Origin of the sequence: Methylorubrum rhodinum (genome assembly GCF_014199935.1) — a bacterium.
Classification (GTDB): Bacteria; Pseudomonadota; Alphaproteobacteria; order Rhizobiales; family Beijerinckiaceae; genus Methylobacterium; species Methylobacterium rhodinum.
In genome coordinates this window covers 127,150-151,383 of the sequence record NZ_JACHOP010000003.1, presented here as the reverse complement: position 1 = coordinate 151,383, position 24,234 = coordinate 127,150, and the positions used below count along the sequence as shown (strand labels likewise).

Sequence of the window (24,234 nt, the reverse complement as noted above, 5' to 3'; positions counted from 1 at the left end):
GACCGCAGATCGCAAGCCATTCGTCGTCTGGCATAGTTTGTTTAAAGCGATGGCGATTATGCACCTTGCGAACCCTGGGCTAGTATCGCGATCATAGGTCGATTCGCGGTACGGGGGTTGTAGTGGCGTTCATAAATATAACGAACTCTACTGACACTACTGTCTCCAACAACCTGTTTTACGGCGGCGACATTGCCATTCGAGTGCGAAATTCTCAGATAACTGGAGAAAACAATCGATTTGTGAGAGTCTCAAAGGCTTGGGATGTCGTCGGCACTGACGCTCGTTTGAGCGGCAACTCAGCCACCGGCGTAAATGTCGATGATGCTGCGAAATCAGGGAGAGTACGAAACGGTCCACCGCTTCCGGTCCAATGTCCTCGCTGCTCTTCGATATTCCCGTCGCAGCAATATGACTTCGGCACGTCTCGCCTATCTTCGGACTCAAACGTAGAGGAGTGTCAGATCTGTCATTACCCTTACGCGAAGCTTTCCGATGGCATATTTGAACTGACAAAAGAAGCTGTAGAAATCATACATGGGTCTGATTTCACCAAGCGACAATTGGAAGCAATAAATTATGCCAGCTTGCAGTTCGTGCAGGGCATAACGACAGACCGCTTTTACTTAAAAGCAATTCAATCAGTCAGCAAACCGCTTGCGAAAGTTTTAATACGTGCTCGGCGTCATGCAGGAATTGTCTTGGCAGCCCTTGGCTTGGCTGTAGCTGTAGCATCATACATACAGGACAGAAACCAAAACAATCAAAATCCAAATGCTAGAGTTGAGCAGTTACTAGAACAAGTTCTTGAAAAGACCGGCGAGTGCCGTTTCCACACTAAACCGCAGGAACAATCCGAAGAACACAATAGAGAAGAACAGACAAGCAGCAAACCACCCCAGGGCGAAGCCCCACCGGAAACTGGATCGGTCAAAGTCAAGCCTCAAAGTTTGCCAAAGGCCCGAGACCATAGGCGCCGTGAGAAAGCTGAACGTCGTCGCGCCTTTAGTCCGCGCCATCAGAAGCCCTCGTCCTGCGAGTAGCGGTTAGGTATCGCCCTTCGGAGGTGGAACCTTGGCTAGCTTCCTCACCCGCTCCGCGAACCGCTCAGGATTGTCGTCCGTCCCAAGCTCTTGAGCGGCTTTGATGAAGCGCTCGGATTGGGTGAGGCCGTCATCGGGCGTGCGCTTTCCCACGCCCGGCTTGGCCTTCGGCTTCGTCACTGTGTCGGTCATGGCTACGGCCTCCGTTGTCGGGAATGTAGGCCGAAACGGCTTCCGCACCACATTGCCGCTTGTCCGGCGGATGGCTGAGCGGCGGAGGTAGGGGCAAGAGCGCCGTTGCGCATGGCCTCGTGCAGCCGGTGGACCATGAACCACGCGGTCTTGTTGGTGACGCCCAGCGTCCGGTGCAGCGGGTGCGCCGAAAAACCCTTCTTGGACGAACAGAGCGGATGTGCCGCCTGGAGCTACAGGTGCAGCTTCACATGGCTGGACTCGAACACCGTGCCGACCGTCACGGTGAACTGCTTCGTGCCGTCGCCGCAGCGGCGCAGGCTCATCCGGCCACCCGTGACGTTCGTAATCCGGCCCATGCCGCCGCAGTGAGGGCAGACGGGGCCTTCCGGCCAAAGCAGGCTTTCCAGCTTGGCGAAGGTGGCAGCCTCGTCGTGGAAGAAGGCGGCGGATAGGGCGGACATCGGCTTCGCTTCCAGAGCTGGAAACGACCTCCGGCTGTCGGATGTACCAGCGATTTGATCGCCTTCCGGACTGAATCGGAAAGAGCGGATTCATGGTCGGCCTGCCCGTGGCGGAGGAGAACGAGACCGCGGCGGCGCGCCCGACGGGGCTCGATCCGGGCCGGGCGCAGGGTCGAGGATCACTTTCGGCGGCGAGCGGGCTCGCAGCCGCTCAGGGTCCGGAAGGCGAGGCGGACGAGGGCGTCGAGGCCGGCCGAGAGCCGGCCGCCGTCCGGCGCGAGGAGGCGCGCGCCCAGGCCGGCGCCGTTCGGCAGCGGGCTCGCGCCGGCGAGGCAGCCCACGGCGTCGGCCTCGGCCTGGAGCACGCGGGGGGCGGGCAGGAGGTCGACGGGGCCGAGCAGGATCAGCGTGCCGTAGGCCCGATGCCCGCCCAGCGGCGAGGCCGAATCGGAAAAGGCCGGGCCGTCGATCTCGCTGCGCTCGCGCACGAGCACCCGGCCCGACGGATCGGCGATGCGCAGGCTCATGGAGAGGCGATCGAACGGCAGGCTCCCGCCGGACGGGTCGTGGCAGGCCACGCCCTCGGTGAGGAGGGCGAGCGCGCCCGGCTCCGCCTCCACCTCGGTCGCCACGCTCAGGTTTGCGCCGGGAAACAGGATCAGCGGGTCCGGCGTGTAGGCCAGGAACGCGTCGGCACCGACGCGCACCCGCGTGTCCTGGCGCGTCGGCAGCGGGCCGCCGCGATGGACGACCGTGCCGGCCTGCGTGGTGACGAAGGCCCGCGCCCCCGGCCGCGCCTCGATCGCCAGCGTCAGGTGATCCGAGCGGTAGAGCCCGCCGGAGGCCGATTGCAGATAGAGGCTCGCCAGATCGGGCGCCTCCGGATGCAGGCGAAAGACCCGCGTGACGTGGAACGGGTAGGGCACGTGCTGGCGCGTCAGCACCGTCGCGCCCCCGCCGCGGGCGAAGACGAGCCGCGCCTCGGCCCGGCGTCCGACCACATCCGGGCTGTCGCCGGAGGCGCGAGCGGCGAGAGACGACATGGCGTTCAGGGTGCGAACAGCACGGCGCGCGCAATCGCGTCGGCCACCGCGGCGACCCCCTCGCCGGAGCGGGCGTTGGTGGCCGCTACCGGCTTGTCGCCGCGCACCCGCCGCGCCTCGGCGAGCATGCCGGGCAGATCGACGCCGACATGCGGGGCGAGGTCGGTCTTGTTGACCACCAGCAGGTCGCAGCGCAGCACGCCGGGGCCGCGCTTCCTCGGGATGTCGTCGCCGCCGGCGACATCGATGACGAAGATCCACCAATCGACCAGATCGAGCGAGAAGGTCGAGGCGAGGTTGTCGCCGCCCGACTCGAAGATCAGGAGCTGAAGGCCGGGGAATTTCGCCTCCAGATCGTCGCCCGCGGCGATGTTCAGCGTCGGGTCCTCGCGGATGACGGTGTGCGGGCAGGCGCCGGCTTCCACCGCCTCGACCCGGGCCGGGTCGATCAGCCCGGAGCGGCGCAGGCGCTCGGCGTCCTCCTTGGTGACGAGGTCGTTGGTGACGACCGCGAGATCGACGCCGCGGGCCTGCAATTCCGGGATCAGCCGCTCGATCAGCGCGGTCTTGCCCGAGCCGACGGGGCCGCCGATGCCGATGCGGGCGGCGGTGACGGGCTGTGGAAGCATGGTCACGGGAGCGTTCATCGCAGCATGTAGCGTTGGGTGAGCGGCAGGGTGCGGGCGGGCTCGCAGGTGGCGAGTTGCCCGTCCACGAACACCTCGAAGGTCTGCGGATCGACCCGGATCTCCGGGCAGAGGTCGTTCCACAGCATGTCGGCCTTGGTCAGCGTGCGGGTGCCGCGGGCCGGCAGCAAGTTCTTTCGCAGTCCCAAGCTGTCCCGAAGCCCGCCCTCGATGGCGAGCGGATGGACGAAGCAGGCGGACAGGCCTTGCTTGGCCAGTCCGAACGCCCCCCATTGCGGGCGCATCAGCATCGGCTCGCAGGTCATCAGCGAGGCGGCGGAATCGCCCATGGCGCCCCAGGCGATGAAGCCGCCCTTGATGACGAGTTCCGGCTTGATGCCGAAGAAGGCCGGGCGCCAGACCACGATGTCGGCCATCTTCCCCGGCTCCAGCGAGCCGATATGCTCGTGGATGCCGAAGGTGCGCGCGGCGTTGATCGTGTACTTGGCGATGTAGCGCTTGATCCGGGCGTTGTCGCCGAAGCCCGGCTTTTCTTCAGGTAATGCGCCGCGCTGGTCCTTCATCTTGGAGGCGAGCTGCCATGTCCGGCAGATCACCTCGTGGATGCGGCCCATGCCCTGGCTGTCGGAGCCGAGCATCGAGATCGCGCCGATGTCGTGCAGCACGTCCTCGGCCGCGATGGTCTGCGCGCGGATGCGGCTCTCGGCGAAGGCCACGTCCTCGGGCAGCGCCGGGTTGAGGTGGTGGCACACCATCGTCATGTCGAGGTGTTCGTCGAAGGTGTTGACCGTGTAGGGATTGGTCGGGTTGGTGGACGAGGGCAGGCAATGCGGCAGCCCGGCCACGCGGATGATGTCCGGCGCGTGCCCGCCGCCCGCGCCTTCCGTGTGGTACATGTGGATCGTGCGGCCGCCGATCGCCGCCAGCGTGTCCTCCACGAAGCCCGACTCGTTGAGCGTGTCGGTGTGGAGCTGGACCTGGAAGTCGTGCTCGTCGGCGAATGCCAGGCACGAATCGATCGCCGCCGGCATCGCGCCCCAGTCCTCGTGGATCTTCAGGCCGAGCACGCCGGTCTCCAACTGCTCCTTCAGTGCCGCCGGCTTGTGGGTGTTGCCCCGTCCCAGAAAGCCGAAATTGACCGGCCACGCTTCCGCCGCCTGGAGCATCTTGCCGGTGTTGAACGGCCCGCCGGAATCGATGCCCACCGTGATCGGCCCGAGCGAGCCGCCGAGCAGCGTCGTCACGCCCGACGCGATGGCGTGGTCGGGCAGGCCCGCGGAATCGAAGTGGACGTGCACGTCGATGGCGCCCGGCGTGGCGATCAGCCCCTCGCAGTCGCGCACCGTGGTGCCCGCCGAGACGATCAGGCGCGGATCGACGCCGTCCATGATCGCCGGGTTGCCGGCCTTGCCGAGCCCCACGATGCGCCCGTCCTTGATGCCGAGATCGCCCTTCACGATGCCGATCACCGGATCGATCACGAGGACGTTGCACAGCAGGAAATCGAGCGCACCCTGCGCCGCGGTGACGCCGGGGGCGAGCCCGATGCCGTCGCGCAACGTCTTGCCGCCGCCGTGCAGGCATTCGTCGCCGTAGACCGCGTGGTCGTGCTCGACTACCGCGACGAGCGAGGTGTCGGCCAGCCGCACGCCGTCGCCGGTGGTGGGGCCGTAGAGGGCGGCGTAGTCGCGCCGGGGGATCGTGACCATTTTTTTGGGAGTCTCCCTCAGAACCGGTTCGCCGGGCGCATCCCACCCACTCCCCTCATCCTGAGGTGCTGCGCAGCAGCCTCGAAGGAGGGCTCCAGGGATCGCCGAGCGAACTGGAGCCCTCCTTCGAGGCCCGCTGGCGCGGGCACCTCAGGATGAGGGGGTGGGGTGGGATCGTCGCAGCATTGCATCGGTTCGATCTCGAAGAGGCAGGCGCTCAGGCGCCCTTGAAGCCGCGGGCCTTGGCCCGCGCCAGCGCGTCGGCGCGGGCCGCATCCGAGTCGAGCCGCCCTTGCGTCAGGTTGTTCAGGCCGGTGAGTTCCCTCGATCCGCCGAAGCCCGTGAGCGTCACCGTCTTGCGCTGGCCGGGCTCGAACCGCACCGCGGTGCCGGCCGGGATGTCGAGGCGGAATCCCAGAGCCTTGGCCCGGTCGAAGTCGAGCGCCCGGTTGACCTCGAAGAAGTGGTAGTGCGAGCCGATCTGCACCGGGCGGTCGCCGGTATTCGTGACATCCAGCGTCACCCGCGGGCGCCCCGCCGACAGCTCGATGTCCCCTTCCGCGGGAAGGATCGCGCCGGGCTCCAGCGTGTCGGGCGCGGCCCCTTCCGCGGGGCGGATCGGCTCGTGGACGGTGACGAGCTTGGTGCCGTCGGGGAAGACGCACTCGACCTGCAGGATCGGCATCATCGCCGCGATACCGGGCATCACGTCGTCGGTCGTCAGGATGGTCGAGCCCCAGCCGATCAGGTCGGCGACGGAACGCCCGTCGCGGGCGCCCTCCAGGATCTCGTCGGTGATGATCGCCACCGCTTCGGGATAGTTGAGCTTGAGCCCCCGCGCCCGGCGCTTGCGGGCGAGTTCGGCCGCAGTGAAGATTGTCAGCCGTTCGAGTTCGGTCGGCGTCAGCAGCATGGCTCCGTCCTCATCAGTTCGCGAACAGCCGGAGTTCGGCCTGCGCTTGGCGCATCGCGGCGATCTCGATCAGCGGGGTGAAGCCGGTGAGCCCGATGTCGTCGCCCTCCGGTTCCGCGACCGGCCGTCCGAGGATGCGGGCGATCCGCGGCAGCGCGCCGGAGAGCACCCTTTGCGCCTCGATGGCGCCTACCAGCCCGAGCCGGACGGCGGCCGAGGTGAGGCCGGCGGCGAACCCGTAGCCGGCCATCGACGCCGTCTTGTCCTCGGGCAGCCCGAGCCCGCGCCACAGCGCCCCCTGTACGGTCGCGAGGTGCCCGTGCAGCGCGCCTTCCCGCACCGCGGCCCGCATCGCGGCGGCGCCCGGCGTGCCGAGGCGGGCATGGGCGGCGAGCAGCGAGGCGCCGTTGCGCCGGCTGCCGGTGCGCATCGGTTCGGCGAGCGAGGCGGCCTCGACCGCCGCATCGATCGCCGAAAGCCGCGGAAGCGCGGCGGCGCCCGCCCGGTGGGCCAGCACGAGGGCGACCCGGTCGGTCCCGGCCCAGCGGAAGTCGAGCGCCGCGGCGACGGCCCTGGCGAGGTCGGCCTCACCGAAGCCGGGCTCCTGCGCGGCCAGGCCCTCGATGCCGTTGGAGAAGGCGAAGCTGCCGCTCGGGAAGGCGGCGTCGGCCTGCTGGAAGGCGATCAGGTCGGCCAAAGGGTCAGCCAAAGGGTCGGCGATGCGGTCGGCGACCACCGGCTCAGGCCCCACCCGTGTCCATGGCCGGATCGAGCACGGCATGGGCGACGCGGCCCTCCTCGACCAGGGCGCCGAGGCGCACGAGGTAGCTCTCGACCGGCGCCTCCAGCGCCACCAGCAGCGCGCCTTCCGCAAACCGCACCCGCCAGTGCAGGTTGCCCGCGTGATAGCCGAGTTCGAGCGCGTCCGCCGGGCTCTTCGGCTCCAGGCGCAGCCAGCGCTCGGCGCCGACGCGCACGACGATGGCCCGGTCGTCCTCCAGCACGAGCACCGCACCGTCGAACAGGGCCTGATCCCGCGGCAGCGCCAGCGCGATCTCCTCGCCGCGCACGGTCACCGCGCGCAGGCGGCGCCGGGCGATGTCGGCGCCGTCCACCTTCAGGATATCGACGGCGCCGTGATGGTCGAGGTGGTGCAGGCGCTCGGCCAGCCCCGTGTCGAGCCGGCTGCCCAGGATCTGTTGGATCATCCGCATGCCTTCGCGGCTCCGGGTTCGGGTAGGATCGGGCGGCGTGGATGATACGCCCCGACGGGGCGCCCCGGCCATCGCGGCAGCTGCGGGAACATTGGTTTCTCTTTAGGAAACGCGCAAGCCGGTCCGCCCCTGTTTGCACCTCATGCCATGCAGGTTCCGTGCGAGGGATTTGTGGCATTTGTGGCATAAGCTTTGCTGGGTCCGCGCCGCCGCGACCGCACGGTCGACGGCCCGAGCCGCCCGCCACCAATCCCCGACAGTCGAGACCGCGATGCCTCAGACCGCACGACCGGCGCCCCTCGACCGGACCGACGCCGCGACCGGGGCGGATCTCGCGGCCCGCCTCGTCGAGATGACGGTCGCCGATGTCCGGCAGGCGCTCGACGGCGGCGCCGTCACGGCCGAGGCGCTGACCCGCGCCTTCCTGGCGCGGATCGCCCGCTACAATCCGCGCTACAACGCGCTCATCGTGATGAACCCGCGGGCGATCGAGGACGCCCGCGCCATCGATGCCCGCCGCGAAGCCGGCGAGGCGCTGGGGCCGCTCGCGGGCGTGCCCGTCGTCATCAAGGACACGATGGACATGGCCGGCCTGCCGAGCACCGGCGGCTGGCACTACCTCTCGTCGGCCGCGGGCGGCATCGATCTGATCCCGGCCACCGACGCACCGGTGACGGCGCGGATGCGCGAGGCGGGCTGCGTCATCCTCGGCAAGACCAACGTGCCGGTGCTGAGCCATACCGGCAGCCACGCCAACGACAGCTGGGCCGGGCCGACCCTCAACCCGGCCGCCCCCGACCGCATTCCCGGCGGGTCCAGCGCCGGCACCGCCACGGCGGTGGCCGCGAGCCTCGCGGTGCTGGGGCTCGCCGAGGAGACCGGCGGCTCGATCCAGAACCCGGCCTCGGCCCAGGGGCTCGTCGGCATCAAGCCGAGCTTCGGCCTTGTGCCGAATGCGGGCGTGATGCCGCTGGCCGGCTCGACCCGCGACGTGGTCGGCCCGATCGCCCGCTGCGTCCGCGACGCCGCCCTCACCCTCGACGCGCTCGCCGGCTACAGCGCCGCCGACCCCAAGACCGTGGCGGGCATCGGGAAGCGCCCGGCGGGCGGCTACGCCGCGGGCCTCGCCCCGGACGCCCTGGCGGGTAAACGCCTCGGCCTCTACGGGCCGGGCTGGCGCGACCTGCCGCTCTCGGCCGAGGCGACCGCCCTCTACGAGCGGGCGCAAGGGGAGTTGAAAGCGGCTGGCGCGACCCTGGTGGCCGATCCCTTCGCCGGCACGGGTTTTTCCGCGCTGGCCGAGCCGACGCCGGGGCTGGTCTATTTCGACGCCCGCGGTTTCGAATCCGCCCCGTTCGACCTCCAGCTCTATCTGGAACGGATGGGGCCGGACGTGGCCTTGAGAAGCTTTGCCGCTTTTGCCGAGGCGACGCGGGGCGAGGACGCCTTCGCGCCGGGCGGCGTGCTGCACCCGATCACGAATCTCCGCCAGCTTAGCCCCTGTCTCGCCGACCCGGCGAGCCCGCCGGACCTCTCCGACTTCCTCGCCGCCCGCGAGGCCTATCTGGCGCTGTTCGACCGGGTGATGGACGCGCACGGCCTCGACGCCCTGGTCTTCCCGCAGATGCGGGCCGAGCTGCCGCCGCTGCACGGGCCGGGCACGCTGCTGGAGACCACGGTGTGCGAGATCAACATCGCCGGGCTTCCCGGCGTGACGCTGCCCGCGGGCGCCTATGCCTCCGGCGCGCCGTTCAACCTGATTTTCGTCGGGCGGATGTGGAGCGAGGGCGTGCTGCTGGCGCTCGCCTACGCCTACGAGCAGGCGACGGGCCACCGCCGCGCCCCCGCCCTCGACGCCTGAGCCGCCCCCCCGATGCAAGCGGCCCGCCCCGTCCCGCTGACCCCGGCGGCATCCTGCCTCGTGAATGCGCAAGGTGTGAATGCGCGAAGATCGGCCGCGACCGCGCGGCGATCGCGCCGCTATCCTGGCCCCGGACGCGCAAGGGGCCGGGATGCTGACCGATCATCGCCACGAGGAGATCCTCTCGCAGCTCGCCCAGACCGGGCGGGTCGGGGTCACCAGCATCGCGGCGGCGCTCTCGGTGTCGGACGAGACGATCCGGCGCGACCTGAAGATGCTGGAGGAGCGCGGCCTGCTGCGGCGCATCCACGGCGGCGCGGTGCTGCCGCGGCTCGATCAGGAGCGCCCGCTGGTGGAGCGCAGCCAGCTCAACAGCCGCGAGAAGGGGCGCGTCGCAGCGCTCGCCGAGGGGCTGGTGGAGGACGGCATGTCGATCTTCATCGACACCGGCACCACGACGCTCGCCTTCGCCCGGCGCCTGACCACCCGCAAGCTCACGGTGACGACGAACTCCATCGACATCGCCCTGCTGCTCGCCGACAGCCCGGCACGGATCAATCTGACGCCCGGCACCCTGCGGCCGAAGGACAACGCGCTCGTCGGCTACGACACCGTCGATTACGCCCGGCGCCACTTCTTCGATCTCGCGGTGATGGGCATCGCCGCCTGCGATGCCGCGCAGGGGTGGATGGATTACGAGGAGCACGAATCCGTCCTGCGCCGGGCGCTGCGCGGCCAGAGCCGGCGCCCCGTGCTGCTCGCCGATTCCCGCAAGTTCGGGCGCCAGGCCAACCTGCAGACCTTCGACCTCTCCGTGCCGCTCACCGTCGTGACCGACCGGCCGCCGCCCGAGCCCTTCGCGGATCGGTTCGCGCGCCATGACATCGACGTCATCGCGACCTGACGCGGACATCCATGCGCTTCTCGCCGCCTTCTCGGCCTGCGGCGCGACCGCGGGCGGCGGCATCACCCGGCTCGCCGCGAGCCCGGAGGACGGGCAGGCCCGCGACCTGATGCGGGACTGCCTCCGGCGCCTCGGCGCCGAGATCCGGATCGACCGGGTCGGCAACCTGTTCGGGCTCCTGCCGCTGGCGCGGAATCCGCATGCGCCCCTGGTGATGCTGGGCTCCCACCTCGACAGCCAGACCCGCGCCGGCCGCCTCGACGGCACCTACGGCGTCGCCGCCGCGATCCTCGCCGCCGAAACGCTGGCGCGGGAGGCGGCGGCCGGACGGCCGTTCTCGGCCGACCTCTGCGTGGTGAGCTGGACCGGCGAGGAGGGGGCGCGCTTCCGCCCGAGCCTGCTTGGCAGCGGCGTCTATGCCGGGCGCCGCGCGGCGGACGACGTGCTGGCGCTACGCGACGAGGCGGGCATCACGCTGGGGGCCGCGCTCGCCGCCATCGGCTATGCCGGCGCCGACGCCCCGCCGCCGATGCCGGCCTGCTACCTCGAACTCCATGTCGAGCAGGGGACGGTGCTGGAAGCCTCCGGCGCGGCGATCGGCACCGTGACCCGCAACTGGGGCGCGGCCAAGCTCGACGCGGTTTTTTCCGGCGAGCAGGCCCATACCGGCCCGACCCCGATGGAGGACCGCCGCGACGCCCTGCTCGGCGCGGCCTACGCCATCGCCGACCTTCGCGCGCTGGCCGACCGGTTTCCGGGGCGGCTGCACAGCTCGGTCGGCCGCATCGAGGTGGCGCCGAACTCCGCCAACGTCGTCCCGGCCCGCGTCGCCATCGCGGCGGAGCTGCGCTCGGCCGACGACGCGCTCCTCGCCGAGGCGACGGCGCTCGCCGAGGCCGCGTTCGAGGCCGCCGCCGCGCGGGCCGGCGTCACGGTGGCGATCCCGAGCCGGGAGTTGCGCGGCATCCGCGCCCTGCCGGGCGTGGTGAGCGACCTCGTCGCGGCCTGCGCCGAGGCCGAGGGATTGGCGTGCCGATCGCTCGACACCGTGGCGGGCCACGACGCCCTCAGCCTGCTGGACCGCTGCCCCGTGGGGCTGATCTTCGTGCCGAGCCTCGGCGGGCTCGCCCACAACGAGGCCGAGGCGACGGCCCCGCGCGACCTCGAAGCCGGGCTCGCGGTGCTGAACCGCGCCGCCCGCCGCCTGTGCCGGGCGGCCGGCTCGCCCGAGGGCGCGCTCCGGGGAGAGACCGCATGATCGCGATCGGCGCCGCATCGACCCCGTTCGAGCGCCGGGCCGAGGCGGCCATCGCGGCCATCCCCGGCTGGGCCGGGCGCCCCGGCCGCTACGCGCTCGCCGCCGCGCCCATCGCCTCGCCGACCCATCGCGCCGTCGCCGCCGATTGCCTGCGGGTCGCGATCGAGGGAGAGGCGCCCGCCTTCCTCAAGGTCTCCCACGACGACATGGCCGGCGACGTGCTGCCCTGGGCCGGGGCCGCCGCCGCGCGGGCCGCCGCCTGCGGCGTCGGGCCGGCGGTGATCGCGGCCGGCCCGGGCGTGCTGGCGCTCGAATGGCTCCCCGAGCCCTGGGCCTATGCCCGCGTCGGCGATCTCCAGCCGCACGCGGCGACGGCGTCCGTGCTCGACGCCAAGGCGCGGCTGCACGCCTCAGGGCCGCTCGGCCACGAATTCTCGCCGTTCGCGCGCGCGGCGGCGCTCGGCCGCGAGGCGAGGGCCGCGGGCGCGCCGCTCCCGGCCGACCTCGACCGGCTGCTCGCCGCCGCGGACCTCGCCCGCGCGGCGCTGGCGGCGGCGGGGGCCGATCGGACCTTCTGCCACAACGACGGCATCGCCTCGAACGTGATGCGCGATTCCGCGGGCGGGCTGCGCCTCGTCGATTTCGACCTCGCCGGCGACAACGATCCCTGGTTCGACGTCGGCGCCCTCCTCAACGAGGTCTACGAGTTCGACGCCGACCGCCGCGCCCTGATCGAGCACCGCGCCGGCACCTGCCGCGAGGCCCTGTTCGCCCGCACCCGGCTCTACGGCTTCGTCGACGACCTGATGTGGGGTTTGTGGGGAATCACGCGCGCGGTCACCTCCGGCCGCCCCGGCATCGAGTTCTTCAAGTACGGCCAATGGCGCCTCCTGCGCGCCCGCACCACCCTCGGTCACCGGGAGTTCGAGACATGGCTCCGAATCCTGTGAGTTGCCAATGAGTTGGATCGAGCACGGGGCGGGTCGCAGCCCGTCGGAACGCGCGGTGGAGGGCGTGCTCGCCCGCATCCCCGAGTGGCGGGAGCGGCCGTTGCGCTACCGCCCGGTGAGCGGGGGCATCAGCAACACCAACTGGCGCGTCTCGATCGGCGAGGCTCAGGACTTCTTCGTCAAGGTTCCGGGTCGCGGCACCGAGATGTTCATCTCCCGCGACCACGCCAACGAGGCGAGCCGCCGGGCGCAAGACTGTGGCTTCGGCCCCGCTGTGCACGGCTACCTGCCGGAAGACGGCGTCGAGATCTTCGCCTTCGTCGACGGATACCGCGCCTCGACCAATCTCGACTTCCTCGATCCCACCATTCGCCGCAATGCGGTGACGGCGTTGCGCGCCTTCAACGACGCCGCGCCCTTGCGCCTGACCAAGACCGTGTTCGACATGATCGAGGAGCACGTCGCGCAGGTGGCCGAGGTCGGCGCGCGTGTGCCCCCCGATGCCGCCTTCCTGATGCGGGGATTCGCCGAGGCCAAGGCGGCGCTGACGGCGGCCGGCCTCGACCTCGTGCCCTGCATGAACGACACGCTCGCCGGCAACTTCATGATCGGCCCCGAGGGCCGCATCATGCTGGTCGATTTCGAGTATGCCTCGAACAACGAGCGCGCCTACGAGATCGCCCTGTGGTTCACCGAGATGGCCTTCCCCGAGGCGGTCGAGCGCGAGATGATCGAGGCGTATTCCGGCCGTCTCGATCCGGCGATGGAGGCGCGCATCAACGTGCTGAAGGCGCTGGCCGACCTGAAATGGGCCACCTGGGCGATGATCCAGGAGGCCGTCTCGACGCTGGATTTCGACTTCTACAAGTACGGCACGTGGAAGCACATGCGCGCCCGCACCCAGTTCCACCATTCGGACTGGGCGCGCTGGCTGCGGCGGCTGTAAGGTCAAGCCGCGCGCCGGAACGGGATAGGGCAATCGCGCGAAGAGCGGCGCGCGGAGCGGGCTTTTCAGGACATCTGTCCTGAAAAGCATCGAGCGGAGCGAAAGCCCAAGCCCAAGCCCGCGGAGGCGGGCGCCGGCGACTGAGGCAAGTCAACAAACCAGGGCAATCGCTTCAAGCGATGGCCTTGCGGAATAGGTAGACGTGGCGGCCCTCGCCGGGAAGCGCCGCCGCGCCCTGGCGCCCGCAGATCCAGTCGCGCACCATCGCGGCCGCGATGGGCGACACCGCGGGCTTCCACAGCCAGATGTCGCGGGTCTCGTCGATGCCGTGCTCGCCGAACAGCGCGGCGGGAGCGTCGTCGCAGACGCCCACCGACCAGGCGGAGAAATCGGCGCCGAACTCCTTCACGTAGCTGATGAACTCGAACTTGATCTGCTGGACGCTGTAGGCGGTCATCGCGGGCCGCCCGTCAGGCCGGGATCGGCGCGAGGCGGCCGGGCTCGGTGCGCCGGGCCTGCGCGCGGGCGGCGCCCTGGCGCTTCTCGTCGGCCGACATCTCGGCGATGATCGCCTCCAGGGCGGTGAGCGCCGTACCGATTCCGTGGCCCGCCGCGAGCGAGAGCCACGCGAAGGCCTCGACCCGGTCGCGCGCGACGCCGATGCCGTGGGCGTAGAGATGGCCGAGCCGGGCCTGGGACGGGTAGTGCCCGGCCTCCGCCGCGCTCCGGTAGAGGGCCGCGGCACGCGCCGGGTCGGCGGGCAGGCCGTCGCCCTTGGCCAGCAGGGTGGCGAGGTTGTAGGCCGCCATCGCGTCGCCGCCCGCCGCCGCGCGCTCCAGCCAGCGCGCCCCCTCGGCCCGGTCCTGTGGAACGCCCTGTCCCATCGCCAGCATGGCGCCGACATTGGTCGCGGCCGGGCCGTGGCCCTGCTCGGCCGCGCGGCGATACCATGCAAAGGCCTGCGGCAGGGAGGCCTGCACGCCGGTCCCGCCCGCATGGAGCGCGCCGAGCCACGCCTGCGCCTCGGGGTCCCCGGCTTCGGCGAGCGGCTGGAACACCGCCAGCGCCCGGTCGTAGGCGCGGGCCTGGAACGCCGCGACGCCCTCCGCGAGGGGGGGTACGGGGGCAACGGTCTGGGCACGGCTCATGACAAAACTCATGGGTTTCTCCCGAGCGGTCAGCAACCGCGGCCCTGGGCCGTGGCGTAGAGGGGTTGGATGTCCGTCGGCATGGGCCGCGCCTGCACGCGGGCGGCGATGCGTTGCTGGAGCCAGAGGCCGGCGGCGTTGGCGGTGGGACGAGGTCCGGCGCCGGGGCCGTCGAGCGAGGCCTGCGCTGCGACGGCGCGCCTGAGCCGGGCGGCGATCTCGGCCTGCCACGTCGCCCAGGACGCTTCGAGGTCGGACGGCGCCGCGCCCGGTCCACCGAGGAGCCCGATCCGCAGCAGCGTCTGCCCGAGCGCGGTGGGCTGGAGCATCACCGCGCAGGTCTCGCCGCGCGCCTCGATCAGGACGAGGTTGGGGAAGTGGACCGCGATCACGGCCGCCTCCCCGGTGGCGAGCCGCCCGGACAGGTGAAGGCTCTCGGCACCTTCGCCGAGACGCGCGCCCTCGGCCAGCGCTTGCGCGACGAGCTTCCAGTTGGCGGAAAACTCGGCCCGCCGGGTCTCGCCCGCGAGCGCGGCGAGGCCTTGCGGCGGCGCCTCGGGCGGCTCCGCTGCGGGGTCGAGGTTGATCCGGACCAGCGGCCCCCAGGCATTCACGGCGACCGGCAGGAGCCGCTCCGGGCGCAGGCCGAGATACTGGTGCATCGCCGGGCTCGGGCCCTCCGTGCCCGCAGGCAGCACGGTGCCGTCGCGGCTGTAGCCGCAGGCGGTGAAGGAGCAGCGGGTCTTGGTCCCGGTGCGGCATTGCAGCGGCACCGCGCGGCAGCCACCGTGCTGGGCCTTGTTGAAGCGTCCGACGAGCCCGCCGTCGGCCCCGCGTTGGACATGGAGGCCGTGATGGCCGGCGGTGAAAGGAAGGAGGTCGCCGGGCGCGGGGATCTCGGCACCGAGGCCGATCGTCAGCCAAGTACGGGTCCAGACCGCGTCGTCCTCCAGTTCGGAAAAGGCCAGCGCGCGGTAGGCGGCGGGCGGCAGCAGGCGCGGGGCGGACGGGTCGAGGCTGCCTTCGAAGAAGGCGGGGTCGGCGAGGTCCCGTCCCTCGGCGCGGTGACCGAGATCGGGGCGGTCCGGCACGAAGCCGGCGGAGGAGACGGCAAGGGAGGCTGCAAGCGCCATCGGCTCATCCTGCGATGGGAGGGGACGGTGGCAGCGCCTTGGGGGGCGTCGGCACTGCCACCGCGGCTCCGCCCGAGGAACGACAGGGCGGAGCGTCCGGACGGCCCCCGCCGGAGCGGGGGCGAAAAGGTCAGGCGGGCAGCGGCTCGCCGCGCTCCGTGCGGCTGCGGTGCTCCATCGGGCTCGGGTCGTAATCGGCCCGGCCGCGATGCTTGACCGCGCTCTCCGGGGCGGCCGGCAGCGGCCCGTCCATGGCGAAGCGGTCGAGCACGTTCTTGGTCAGCCGCGAGATGTTGTTGTCGCAGTTGTTCCAGGGGAGCGAGCCGCAATAGGCGATGGAGGAGAAGGCGAAGCAGGCGCCGCCGTTCGGGGTCTCGTGATAGGCGATGTCGCCGCGCACCCGCGGATGGGTGGTGCCGTCGAGCCCCTGCTGGTTGAAGCCGAAATCCTCCATCACGAGGAGATAGGCCTCCGTGTGCCGCCCGGCCGAGGTCGCCACGGTCAGGGTGTGCGGGGGCGAGCCCAGCATCGTGTCGACGATGTCGAGTTCGAGACCCGCCGCGCCACCGCCGACGAGGCCGAAATTGCCCAGTTTCTCGTCGTAGGTGATGCCCTCGAACGCCCACGAGACGCGCTCGTCCAGACTGTCCGGCGTACGCGAGAAGTAGCTCGACACGTCGAAGCCTTCCGACGACATGCCGACGCCGGCCACCGAATGCAGGTAGCGCCCGCGGAAGCGCCACATGCCGCCGAGTTCGCCCGTGCCCTGGTGGTAGTACTCGCCGGGATCGGCGCGCCACGTGCGGATGCCGGATTCGCAGCGGCGCATCTCGGTGACGACGCCGCGGCCCTTGTCCTCGTAGCCCGGATGGTACGAGTGGACCCAGTACCACGCGTCGGCGCCCATATACATCAGCCGCCCGCCGCGCTGGGTGTAGTTGTGGAGCGCGTCGAGCTGGGTGCCGGAATTGTGCTCCGGGTGCGAGCCGGTGATGATGACGTTGTAGTTCTCGATGCGGGCGAGCCCGTCGTAGGTGATGTCCTCGTCGGTGAAGACGTCGTACTCGTAGCCCATCGTCTCCAGCCAGTAGATCAGGTGCAGGTCGGCCGGGTATTGCCACGGCGCCTGGGCGAGGAAGTGGTCGTATTTCGGCCGGATCGACAGGATCGGCCGCAGCCGCGACGAGATCGAGATGCCGGTGCCGTCGGTGTGGGTGTCGTAGATCGAGCCGCCGTATTCGCGGTGCTCGGACAGGAACATGTTCTGTTGCTGCATGATCGGCACGCGGTAGATGAACAGTTCCGCCCCGCCCGCGTTGCAGGCCACGTGCTCGTTGGCATAGGCCATGTAACTGATCGTCGGCACCATCACGGCGATCTTGGCGGTCTCCTGGCCGATGCGCGGCACCACCCAGAACGGGATGAACTCCTCGTCGCCCTCGCTCGTCGTCAGCTTGGCGGCGTAGAACCGGCTCTTCACGCCGGTCTCCGGCACGGCCCAGGCGAAGTCCGAGGTCCAGCGGGCGTCGTCCACGTCGTCGTCGTGGATGCTGATCGCGCCGTATTCCCCTGGCGCGTGCTTCCAGTCGAAGTTCTGGCCGGACCAGTTGTGGCCGGTCATGCCGCGGTTGGGGCAGTTCACCAGGGTGGCGTCGAAGCGGTAGGGGCCCTCGTCCTTGGCTGTCAGGGTGTCGATGCCGACCGAAAAATTCCAGGCGGCGACGATGCATTCGGAGAGCTTACCCGTAGGGCCGGCATTGCGCCGCTCGGTCAGGCCGGGCTGCGCGCCGGCCTTCATCATCTCGATCTCGGCGCGCGAGAGCGCCCGGTTGCACACGCGCGGGCTGTCGATCTTGCCGTTATACTTGCCGGCAAAGACCACGCCGGCCGGCTTCGACGAAGCGGCGAGCGGGTCATCCGGCGCCACCTTCTCGACATAGGCGCCGAGCGCGACGGGCACGGGGGCGTGGGCGATGGCGAGGTTCAGGCGCGCCTCCACCGGGGCGATCTCGGGATCGAGGGCGTAGACCACCTGCGGCTCGTGGTAGAGCGTGACGAGGCCGGTCGCCGCGTCGAAGGTCGCGGCGCAGAAATGCCAGGCATGGTCGCGGATCGGCACGCCGGTAGTGATCCGGTGCTCGTTGATGCGCAGTTCGAGGCAGCCGTCCTCGCCGATGAACAGGCCGTAGCCGCACTCGTTCGACCATTTGGTCACCAGCCCCTGCGGCCCGTGCTTCCAGTAGCGCGGATGGGTTTTCGGCGCCGTCGGCCAGATCCAGCACTGGAGCGTGAAGCTCTCGACGTGGAACGGCTTGGCGTCCGGCACGTAGGCGTAGGAGCCGCCGTGGATGATCTGCTTCTTGCCGGCATAGGTGCCGTTGACCGCGGCCTCGACCGGCTTGTCGATGTAGCCCGGCCCGCGCGGGTTGGTATCGCCGTTGATCATCTGGACGATCTCGACCTTGTACTCGGCCGGGCCGTCGCAATTGACGTAGAACTGGATCGTATCGCCGGGATGCACGCCGAACTTGTCGGCGTAGCCGGTCAGCCTCATGGTGGTCATCGGGTCAATCCCTCGGGGAACGTCTCTGGTCCACGCCCGCTCTCACACGCGTCCTCGCGCGGGGGGCGCCGGGCGGCGTCGGGGGCCGCCCGCTCATCGATTTGTCTCGAAAGAGTCCGGCCGGATCAGGTGATCGGCCAGTTGTCGTCCTTGCGCTTCCAGCCCTCGTGGTAGTCTTCCGGAAAGCCGTAAGTCTCGGAGAGTTCGTCGAGGCGCATGAGGAAGATCGCGTGCTGGATCTCCTGCTCGTCGGTGTAGACCGTGTCGTCGACGAAGACCGGCGGCACGCCGCGGATGCCGGACAGCCGGGCGATCCGCCACTCGGCCTCGACCTTCGTGCAGATCACGATCAGCTTGCCCTTCGGGCTCTCGCCGCGCATGCGCAGCAGCACCCGCTTGAGCACCGGGTCGGCATGGACGCCACCAGTGACCACCGTGGTGTCGCCCGGCGTCTCGCACAGCAGCACCGAGTTGCCGGCGACCCCCTTCATCGAGTCCATGCAGGCCTTGTGCGCCGCGATCAGGCGCTCGCGCTCGGGCGTGCCCTTCCTCGGGATCGGTTCCATCGTCGTCGCTCCTCGTGATCCCGGTCGCGTCGTGGCAAGCCGGGCAGGGTTGCGGGCACGCGCGGGCCGCCGGGACTTTTTCGGCAGACGGCCCGTTCCGGCGGAGATTTCGCGCCCTGCCGGAATTTATAATGAGAGTCGATGAACTCACTATATTCGGACCATAAAGTCCGAACACGGAGTATTTGGTTATTGTTCTAGACTAGATCCGCTCCGGATCGAGGGTCAAGCAGATAATTCTTCTCAGGAAACATTTTTTATGCTCAGGCCGGCGGCTCGGACACGAGCGCGGCCGGATCAGATCGTCATGTGCCGCTCGATCAGGTCGTCGGTCATCTCGGTGATCGGGCCGCGGGCGACGATGCGGCCGTTCTCCATCATCAGGAAGGCGTCGCCGAGCTTGCGCGCCACCTTGATGTGCTGCTCGGTGAGGATCAGCGTGATGCCGAACTCCTTGTTGAGCCGCCCGAGCGTCTGGCCGATCTCGGCGACGATGTTGGGCTGGATGCCCTCGGTCGGCTCGTCGAGGAGCAGGATGCGCGGGTTGGTGGCCAGCGCCCGGGCAATGGCGAGTTGCTGCTGCTGGCCGCCCGAGAGCAGCCCCGCCTTCCGGTGGAGGTTCTGCGCGAGGTAGGGGAACAGGGAGAGGCACAGCTCCGGCACGTCCTGGCGCCCGTCGGTGCGGGCGAAGGTGCCGAGCAGGATGTTCTCCTTGACCGTGAAGTGCGGCAGGATCTGGCGCCCCTGCGGGATGTAGCCGAGGCCGTACTTGGCCCGCACATGGGTCGGAGCCGTCCCGATCGGATCGCCGCCGATCCGGATCTCGCCGGAGGTGCGGTCGGTCAGGCCCATGATGGTGCGCAGCAGCGTGGTCTTGCCGACGCCGTTGCGCCCGAGCACGCACAGGCACTGCCCCTCGGGCAGGCCGAAGCCCAGATCCTTCAGGATCGGCGTCTTGCCGTAATAGGAGGTCACGCGGTCGAGGGCGAGCAGCATGCGTCAGACCTCCGTCTCGCCGAGATAGACCTCGCGGACCCGCGGATCGGCCTCGATCTCGCTGAGTTTTCCCTGCGCCAGGAAGGCGCCCATGTGCATGACGGTGACGACGTCGGCGATCTGCCGGACGAAGCCCATGTCGTGCTCGACCACGATCAGCGTGTTGGTACGCTTGAGCCGGTTGAGGAAGACGATGGTCTTCTCGATCTCGGATTCCGTCATGCCCGCCACCGGCTCGTCGAGCAGCAGGATCGCCGGGTTCTGCATCAGCACCATGCCGATCTCGAGCCACTGCGTCTCGCCGTGGGAGAGGAAGCCGGCCTCGACGTCGAGGCGGTCCTTGAGGCCGGTCAGGCTCACGACCTCGTCGAGCTTCTCCGCGAAGCCGGCGGGGCGCCGCCGCAGCATGTTGCGGAACGGGTTGACCTCGCGAGAATAGGCCACCTCGAAGTTCTGGCGCACGCTGAGTTCGCGGAACACCGCGGGCACCTGGAACTTCCGGCCGATGCCGCGCTGGGCGATCTCGTGCTCCGAGAGCGCGGTGATGTCGTCGCCGCGGAGCGTGATGGTGCCGGAGGTGGGCTTCTGGCGCCCGGTGATCAGGTCCATCGTCGTGGTCTTGCCGGCCCCGTTGGGGCCGACGAGGCAGCACAGGGTCAGCTCGGTCACCTCGAGGCTGAAGCCGTTGATGACCTTGGTGCCGCCGAAGCTCTTGTGCAGGTCGCGGATCTCGAGAACGCCCATGGGTGCCTCCCTCACTCGCCCGCCGCCGGCAGCCCGGCGGGCTCGGGCCGGGCGTGCTTGGCAGGCTGGCGCGCGACGCTGCCCAAAATCTTCTCGAGGAGCCCGGCCAGCCCCTTGGGCAGGAAGCGCACGACGACGATGAAGAAGGCGCCGAGCATGAGGAGCCACGTGGCCAGGAACTGGTCGCCGAGATAGCTCTGGCCGCCCTGGATCAGGAAGGCGCCGAGGATCGCGCCCAAGAGCGAGAGCCGCCCGCCGATCCCGGCCCAGATCACCATGCCGATGCTGAAGGTGGTGTCGAGCTGCGCCGGCGAGACGTACTGGATCAGCATTACCCACAGGCAGCCCGCGAGCGCGGCGATGAAGCCGGAGATCGCGTAGATGCAGGTCTCGTAGAGGGCGACGTTGTAGCCGAGGAAGCGCACCCGTTCGGGATCGCCGCGCAGGGCCTGCACCACGAGGCCGAACTTGCTTTGCGTCAGCAGCTTGGCGCCGACCGTGACGGCGACGAGCCCACCGCAGACGATCCAGTAGGCGGTCTTCCCGTAGGGGTCGATGTCGGTGCCGAACACGCTGAGCGGGGAGGGCGGCGAGATGCCGTTGGCGCCGTTGGTGTAGGGCTGCATGTCGAGGATCAGCGTGGCGAAGGCCGAGAGCATCGCCAGCGACATGATCGCGAAGAACGGCCCCGAGACGCGGGCACGGAACATCAGCGTGCCGAACACGACGTAGAACAAAGTCGGCACGACGAGTGCCAGCAGGATGCCGCCGCCCGTGCTCCAGAACGGCTGCCAGAACCAGGGCAGGTGCTCCAGGCTGTTGTTGAGCATGAACGGCGGGATCGGGTTCGAGTCCGGATCCTGCGACTGCATCTGCATGGTCATCGCCATGCCGTAGGCCGCGAGCCCGAAGGCGATGCCCTGGCCGAGATTGAGGATGCCGCCGAACCCCCAGCACAGGCTGATCGAGAGCGCCAGCATCCCGTAGATGCCGTAGACGGCGAACTGGTTGAGCAGGAAGCCGTCGGTGACGAAGACCGGGATCAGGGCGATGCCAACGAAGAACAGGCCGTAGACCGCCCATTGCGCCGGCTTGCTGTGATAGAGGTTCTGCGTCGTCGTCATCGGACAAGACACTCTGCGGACGGCGAGGAGGGGAGGAAGCCGGAAACCGGCTCCGTCGGCGCGGCGCTCATCGGCGCGACCTTCATCGCCGGGCCTTGGCGACCGCGAACAGGCCGCGCGGGCGGAAGCGCAGGAAGACGACGATCAGCACGTAGAGGAGGAAGCGGGCGAAGGTGTCGTTGGTCAGGAAGGCGAAGACCGACTGGAGTTCGCCGGTCAGCCCCGCCGCCGCGACGCTCCCCAGAAGCGTGCCGCCGCCGACCACCACGACGAGGAAGGCCTGCACCACGTAGGCCGTGCCCATGGTCGGCAGGACGATGGCGAGCACCCCGAACAGGGAACCGGCGAGCCCGGCGAGCCCGGCGCCGATGGCGAAGGTCGTCATGTAGACCCGGTCGGCGTTGATGCCGAAGGAGGCGGCCATCTCCTTGTTCTGCATGACGGCCCGCACCTGCATGCCGAAGCGGGTGCGGTAGAACAGCCATGCGGTCGCCGCGACCACGAGCGCGGTGATGCCGATCACGACGAGGCGGAACACCGACAGGCTGGCGAACCCCACCTCGACGTTGCTCTGGAAGATCTCCGGCACGGCGATGTATTTCGGGTCCGAGCCGAAGATCAGCCGCACGCCCTGCATCAGCACCAGCGAGACGCCCCAGGTGGCGAGCAAGGTGTCGAGCGGGCGGTTGTAGAGGTAGCGGATCAGCCCGCGCTCGATAGCGAGCCCGATCAGCGCCACCACCGCGAACGAGGCGGGCAGGCAGAGCAGGAACGGCAGGCCGAGGAAGGATTGCAGGGCGTAGGAGGTGTAGGCGCCCAGCATGATGAACTCGCCGTGGGCCATGTTGATGACCCCGACGGTGCCGTAGATGATCGTCAGCCCGATCGCGGCGATGAGCCAGATGCTGGCGATGCTGGCGCCGAGGACCAGGGCGTTGGCGAATGGGGCAATGTCGAGAGACGTCACGGGACCTCCGTCGGGTGGTCCCGGCCGCGGCGCCCGCGGCCGGAAAGGGGCGCGGAACAGCGTCAGATGACGTTCTTGCGGCTCTTGCCGTCCGGGGCGACGAGGCCGGCTGCGGTGCATTTGCCGGCATTCGGGTAGATCGAGTACGGGTCGGGCGCGACGTGCTCACGCGCCTCCGAGACGATCTTGAAGCTGCCGTCCGCCTGGCACTGGCCGATCTTGGGCTTCAGCCACGAGTTGAAGTTGTCGCCGTCGATCCAGATCAGGCCTTCCGGCGAGACCGCGTCCTCGACCCGCACGCCGCCGCTGACGTCGCGGATCATGCGCGAGGTGACCTCCTCGACGTTGCCGGTCTTCTTGATCGCGGCTTCGAGGCCGGCCTTGAACACGTAGGCCGAGAGGTAGGTCTCCTCCATGTTGTAATGGGTGGAGCCGTTCTTGCCGTACTTGCTCTTGAGGAAGCTCTCGACGAACTTCTGGTTGGTCGGGTTGTCCAGCGACTGGAAATACGGTGCCGAGAGGAAGTGGCCGGCACCGAACTCCGCGCCCATCGCCTTGGTCTCGATCTCGCCGGTGGTCAGCGAGGCGATCGGCATCGAATCGACCTTGAAGCCTTCCTGCTTGAACTGCTTGTGGAACGCGATGTCCGAGGCGCCGACCACGGTCGAGAAGATGAAGTTCGGCTTGGCATCGCGGATCTTGCCGAGCACGGGGCCGAACTCCGAGCTGCCGAGCGGGATGTACTCCTCACCGACCAGCTCGCCGCCGGCCTCCTGGAGCCAGATCTTGGCATTCTTGTTCGATTCCTTCGGCCAGACATAGTTCGAGCCAACGAAGAAGACCTTCTTGCCGAAGTTCTTGACCATATACGGAATCAGGTCCTTCGAGTGCTGGTTGGCCAGCGGACCGGTGCAGATCGTGTTCTGGGTGCATTCGGCACCCTCGTAGCAGGTCGGATAGTAGAGCAGGCTGTTCTGCGACATCACCACCGGCAGGATCGCCTTGCGGCTGGCCGAGGTGTAGCAGCCGAACAGGGCGATCACCTTCTCGCGGATGATCAGTTCCTTGGCCTTCTCCGAGTAGACGTTGAAATCGGACTTGGCATCGACGATCACCGGCTGGATCGGATGGCCGGCGATGCCGCCGCTCTTGTTGATCTCGTCGATCGCGTACTGCATCACCAGGGTAGAATCCTCCTCCGGGACGGCGAGCTGGCCCGTGAGCGAGAACAGCAGCCCGACCTTGATCGGCTCGCCCTTCTTGAGCGTCGCGCCCCAGGCCTCGCGGGCGGTCGGGAGCCAGAGATGCGGCGCAGCGATCGCCGCCGCCGCGAGCGAAGACCGCTTCAAGAGATTGCGACGCGTGAGGTCCATGTCCGTCACCTCGAATTTTGGGCGATTGCCTGGATTTTCATCGCTCTGCCGATGAAATCTGCAAGAGATCGAAACTCATCTTGCCGTCGAACGCTACGGCGGGTTTTCGCACTGCGTCAAGGGTGATTTTCTTTTCGAGACAGATTTTTTCTCAAGGGGCAACGAACCCGCAGGATCGGCGGCTCACGACGGTGCCTGTGGCATCCTTGCAAGCCGAATGCCTCAGATACCAAAAATCCCAATTACGCTGTTGACCGCATATCGGAATCGATGCCAGCCTTGTAACGACGGAAGTTATTGGTCAAAAATTGCGCAGTAGTGCAGTTTTTTGCCAACCTGCCTCCGGAATGAACTGCCCGTCCGGCAGGCCTGGATTGTGGCAGTTTCAAATTATAACCAGAAATCAAACATCCACCAAAATACCGCTCACGGTTGGTTTCGCTCGAGGCCACGGATCGCGGCAGGCCCGTTTTGTG

23 protein-coding genes and 1 pseudogene are annotated in these 24,234 nt (G+C 68.9%); 6 read left to right on the top strand and 18 right to left on the bottom strand.

Annotated elements, in window-relative coordinates; all coding sequences use genetic code 11:
* Positions 1–122 precede the first annotated feature (122 nt).
* Positions 123–1,043 carry a pectate lyase family protein gene (locus HNR00_RS05095; protein ID WP_183565891.1) on the top strand — a complete coding sequence of 307 codons (921 nt, stop codon included), beginning with the start codon at positions 123–125 and terminating at the stop codon, positions 1,041–1,043.
* A gap of 3 nt (positions 1,044–1,046) precedes the next feature.
* Here HNR00_RS05095 and HNR00_RS05090 read toward each other — a convergent pair whose 3' ends face one another.
* The 8 genes and pseudogenes from HNR00_RS05090 to ureE all read right to left on the bottom strand — a co-directional run bounded on the left by HNR00_RS05090 (position 1,047) and on the right by ureE (position 7,225).
* Positions 1,047–1,235 carry a hypothetical protein gene (locus HNR00_RS05090; protein WP_183565888.1) on the bottom strand — a complete coding sequence of 63 codons (189 nt, stop codon included), beginning with the start codon at positions 1,233–1,235 and terminating at the stop codon, positions 1,047–1,049.
* A gap of 50 nt (positions 1,236–1,285) precedes the next feature.
* Positions 1,286–1,699, bottom strand: a pseudogene (locus HNR00_RS05085) (transposase); the annotation flags it as partial.
* Positions 1,700–1,878: 179 nt separating this feature from the next.
* On the bottom strand, positions 1,879–2,742 hold the full coding sequence (locus HNR00_RS05080; protein WP_183565885.1) for an urease accessory protein UreD: 864 nt from the start codon (positions 2,740–2,742) through the stop codon (positions 1,879–1,881).
* Positions 2,743–2,747: 5 nt separating this feature from the next.
* Positions 2,748–3,371 carry an urease accessory protein UreG gene (ureG, locus tag HNR00_RS05075; RefSeq protein ID WP_246390339.1) on the bottom strand — a complete coding sequence of 208 codons (624 nt, stop codon included), beginning with the start codon at positions 3,369–3,371 and terminating at the stop codon, positions 2,748–2,750.
* 14 nt (positions 3,372–3,385) lie between these two features.
* Entirely contained in the window at positions 3,386–5,098 is a 1,713-nt protein-coding gene (gene ureC, locus HNR00_RS05070; RefSeq protein ID WP_183565879.1) for an urease subunit alpha, read from the bottom strand.
* Positions 5,099–5,315: 217 nt separating this feature from the next.
* Positions 5,316–6,011, bottom strand: a complete 696-nt coding sequence (locus HNR00_RS05065; protein ID WP_183565876.1) for an urease subunit gamma — start codon at positions 6,009–6,011, stop codon at positions 5,316–5,318.
* Positions 6,012–6,024: 13 nt separating this feature from the next.
* Positions 6,025–6,762, bottom strand: a complete 738-nt coding sequence (locus HNR00_RS05060; RefSeq protein ID WP_312886000.1) for an urease accessory protein UreF — start codon at positions 6,760–6,762, stop codon at positions 6,025–6,027.
* Positions 6,752–7,225 (bottom strand): urease accessory protein UreE, encoded by a 474-nt coding sequence (gene ureE, locus HNR00_RS05055; RefSeq protein ID WP_183565869.1) that lies wholly within the window; start codon positions 7,223–7,225, stop codon positions 6,752–6,754. Before ureE ends, HNR00_RS05060 begins: the two co-directional genes overlap by 11 nt.
* A 271-nt stretch (positions 7,226–7,496) precedes the next feature.
* Here ureE and HNR00_RS05050 point away from each other — a divergent pair, with 271 nt between their 5' ends.
* The 5 genes from HNR00_RS05050 to HNR00_RS05030 all read left to right on the top strand — a co-directional run bounded on the left by HNR00_RS05050 (position 7,497) and on the right by HNR00_RS05030 (position 13,144).
* Complete coding sequence (locus HNR00_RS05050) at positions 7,497–9,086, top strand: amidase (protein ID WP_183565866.1); 1,590 nt, start codon at positions 7,497–7,499, stop codon at positions 9,084–9,086.
* A 151-nt stretch (positions 9,087–9,237) separates the two neighbouring features.
* Positions 9,238–9,990, top strand: coding sequence for a DeoR/GlpR family DNA-binding transcription regulator (locus HNR00_RS05045; RefSeq protein WP_183565863.1), 753 nt, complete (start codon positions 9,238–9,240; stop codon positions 9,988–9,990).
* Positions 9,965–11,248: a Zn-dependent hydrolase gene (locus HNR00_RS05040; protein WP_183565860.1), complete on the top strand. Its 1,284-nt coding sequence runs from the start codon at positions 9,965–9,967 to the stop codon at positions 11,246–11,248. Before HNR00_RS05045 ends, HNR00_RS05040 begins: the two co-directional genes overlap by 26 nt.
* Positions 11,245–12,198 carry a phosphotransferase family protein gene (locus HNR00_RS05035; protein ID WP_183565857.1) on the top strand — a complete coding sequence of 318 codons (954 nt, stop codon included), beginning with the start codon at positions 11,245–11,247 and terminating at the stop codon, positions 12,196–12,198. Before HNR00_RS05040 ends, HNR00_RS05035 begins: the two co-directional genes overlap by 4 nt.
* Before the next feature lie 7 nt (positions 12,199–12,205).
* Positions 12,206–13,144: a phosphotransferase gene (locus tag HNR00_RS05030; RefSeq protein ID WP_183565853.1), complete on the top strand. Its 939-nt coding sequence runs from the start codon at positions 12,206–12,208 to the stop codon at positions 13,142–13,144.
* 172 nt (positions 13,145–13,316) lie between these two features.
* Here HNR00_RS05030 and HNR00_RS05025 read toward each other — a convergent pair whose 3' ends face one another.
* The 10 genes from HNR00_RS05025 to HNR00_RS04980 form a co-directional block, all read right to left on the bottom strand.
* Complete coding sequence (locus tag HNR00_RS05025) at positions 13,317–13,601, bottom strand: hypothetical protein (RefSeq protein WP_183565850.1); 285 nt, start codon at positions 13,599–13,601, stop codon at positions 13,317–13,319.
* Between the two features lie 13 nt (positions 13,602–13,614).
* Positions 13,615–14,292: a tetratricopeptide repeat protein gene (locus HNR00_RS05020; RefSeq protein ID WP_183565847.1), complete on the bottom strand. Its 678-nt coding sequence runs from the start codon at positions 14,290–14,292 to the stop codon at positions 13,615–13,617.
* A gap of 29 nt (positions 14,293–14,321) precedes the next feature.
* Positions 14,322–15,425 (bottom strand): Rieske (2Fe-2S) protein, encoded by a 1,104-nt coding sequence (locus HNR00_RS05015; protein WP_183565844.1) that lies wholly within the window; start codon positions 15,423–15,425, stop codon positions 14,322–14,324.
* Positions 15,426–15,555: 130 nt separating this feature from the next.
* A complete protein-coding gene (locus tag HNR00_RS05010; RefSeq protein WP_183565841.1) occupies positions 15,556–17,988 on the bottom strand; it encodes a N,N-dimethylformamidase beta subunit family domain-containing protein in 2,433 nt (810 codons plus the stop codon).
* Between the two features lie 125 nt (positions 17,989–18,113).
* A complete protein-coding gene (locus tag HNR00_RS05005; RefSeq protein WP_183565838.1) occupies positions 18,114–18,554 on the bottom strand; it encodes a N,N-dimethylformamidase alpha subunit family protein in 441 nt (146 codons plus the stop codon).
* A gap of 297 nt (positions 18,555–18,851) precedes the next feature.
* Positions 18,852–19,550: an urea ABC transporter ATP-binding subunit UrtE gene (gene urtE / locus HNR00_RS05000; RefSeq protein ID WP_183565835.1), complete on the bottom strand. Its 699-nt coding sequence runs from the start codon at positions 19,548–19,550 to the stop codon at positions 18,852–18,854.
* A 3-nt stretch (positions 19,551–19,553) separates the two neighbouring features.
* Positions 19,554–20,294, bottom strand: a complete 741-nt coding sequence (gene urtD, locus HNR00_RS04995) for an urea ABC transporter ATP-binding protein UrtD (RefSeq protein WP_183565832.1) — start codon at positions 20,292–20,294, stop codon at positions 19,554–19,556.
* Between the two features lie 11 nt (positions 20,295–20,305).
* The gene (gene urtC, locus HNR00_RS04990) at positions 20,306–21,418 is read right to left on the bottom strand and encodes an urea ABC transporter permease subunit UrtC (RefSeq protein WP_183565830.1); all 1,113 of its coding nucleotides are present in this window, start codon (positions 21,416–21,418) and stop codon (positions 20,306–20,308) included.
* 82 nt (positions 21,419–21,500) lie between these two features.
* Positions 21,501–22,385: an urea ABC transporter permease subunit UrtB gene (gene urtB, locus HNR00_RS04985; RefSeq protein ID WP_183565827.1), complete on the bottom strand. Its 885-nt coding sequence runs from the start codon at positions 22,383–22,385 to the stop codon at positions 21,501–21,503.
* Positions 22,386–22,447: 62 nt separating this feature from the next.
* Positions 22,448–23,758, bottom strand: a complete 1,311-nt coding sequence (locus HNR00_RS04980) for a transporter substrate-binding domain-containing protein (protein ID WP_183565824.1) — start codon at positions 23,756–23,758, stop codon at positions 22,448–22,450.
* Positions 23,759–24,234: the final 476 nt, after the last annotated feature.

Coding starts and splice junctions, on each gene's coding strand:
- HNR00_RS05090 (WP_183565888.1), bottom strand. CDS start 1,235: ATGACCGACACAGTGACGAAGCCGAAGGCCAAGCCGGGCGTGGGAAAG.
- HNR00_RS05080 (WP_183565885.1), bottom strand. CDS start 2,742: ATGTCGTCTCTCGCCGCTCGCGCCTCCGGCGACAGCCCGGATGTGGTC.
- ureG (WP_246390339.1), bottom strand. CDS start 3,371: ATGCTTCCACAGCCCGTCACCGCCGCCCGCATCGGCATCGGCGGCCCC.
- ureC (WP_183565879.1), bottom strand. CDS start 5,098: ATGGTCACGATCCCCCGGCGCGACTACGCCGCCCTCTACGGCCCCACC.
- HNR00_RS05065 (WP_183565876.1), bottom strand. CDS start 6,011: ATGCTGCTGACGCCGACCGAACTCGAACGGCTGACAATCTTCACTGCG.
- ureE (WP_183565869.1), bottom strand. CDS start 7,225: ATGCGGATGATCCAACAGATCCTGGGCAGCCGGCTCGACACGGGGCTG.
- HNR00_RS05050 (WP_183565866.1), top strand. CDS start 7,497: ATGCCTCAGACCGCACGACCGGCGCCCCTCGACCGGACCGACGCCGCG.
- HNR00_RS05045 (WP_183565863.1), top strand. CDS start 9,238: ATGCTGACCGATCATCGCCACGAGGAGATCCTCTCGCAGCTCGCCCAG.
- HNR00_RS05040 (WP_183565860.1), top strand. CDS start 9,965: ATGACATCGACGTCATCGCGACCTGACGCGGACATCCATGCGCTTCTC.
- HNR00_RS05035 (WP_183565857.1), top strand. CDS start 11,245: ATGATCGCGATCGGCGCCGCATCGACCCCGTTCGAGCGCCGGGCCGAG.
- HNR00_RS05030 (WP_183565853.1), top strand. CDS start 12,206: ATGAGTTGGATCGAGCACGGGGCGGGTCGCAGCCCGTCGGAACGCGCG.
- HNR00_RS05025 (WP_183565850.1), bottom strand. CDS start 13,601: ATGACCGCCTACAGCGTCCAGCAGATCAAGTTCGAGTTCATCAGCTAC.
- HNR00_RS05020 (WP_183565847.1), bottom strand. CDS start 14,292: ATGAGCCGTGCCCAGACCGTTGCCCCCGTACCCCCCCTCGCGGAGGGC.
- HNR00_RS05015 (WP_183565844.1), bottom strand. CDS start 15,425: ATGGCGCTTGCAGCCTCCCTTGCCGTCTCCTCCGCCGGCTTCGTGCCG.
- HNR00_RS05010 (WP_183565841.1), bottom strand. CDS start 17,988: ATGACCACCATGAGGCTGACCGGCTACGCCGACAAGTTCGGCGTGCAT.
- HNR00_RS05005 (WP_183565838.1), bottom strand. CDS start 18,554: ATGGAACCGATCCCGAGGAAGGGCACGCCCGAGCGCGAGCGCCTGATC.
- urtE (WP_183565835.1), bottom strand. CDS start 19,550: ATGCTGCTCGCCCTCGACCGCGTGACCTCCTATTACGGCAAGACGCCG.
- urtD (WP_183565832.1), bottom strand. CDS start 20,294: ATGGGCGTTCTCGAGATCCGCGACCTGCACAAGAGCTTCGGCGGCACC.
- urtC (WP_183565830.1), bottom strand. CDS start 21,418: ATGACGACGACGCAGAACCTCTATCACAGCAAGCCGGCGCAATGGGCG.
- HNR00_RS04980 (WP_183565824.1), bottom strand. CDS start 23,758: ATGGACCTCACGCGTCGCAATCTCTTGAAGCGGTCTTCGCTCGCGGCG.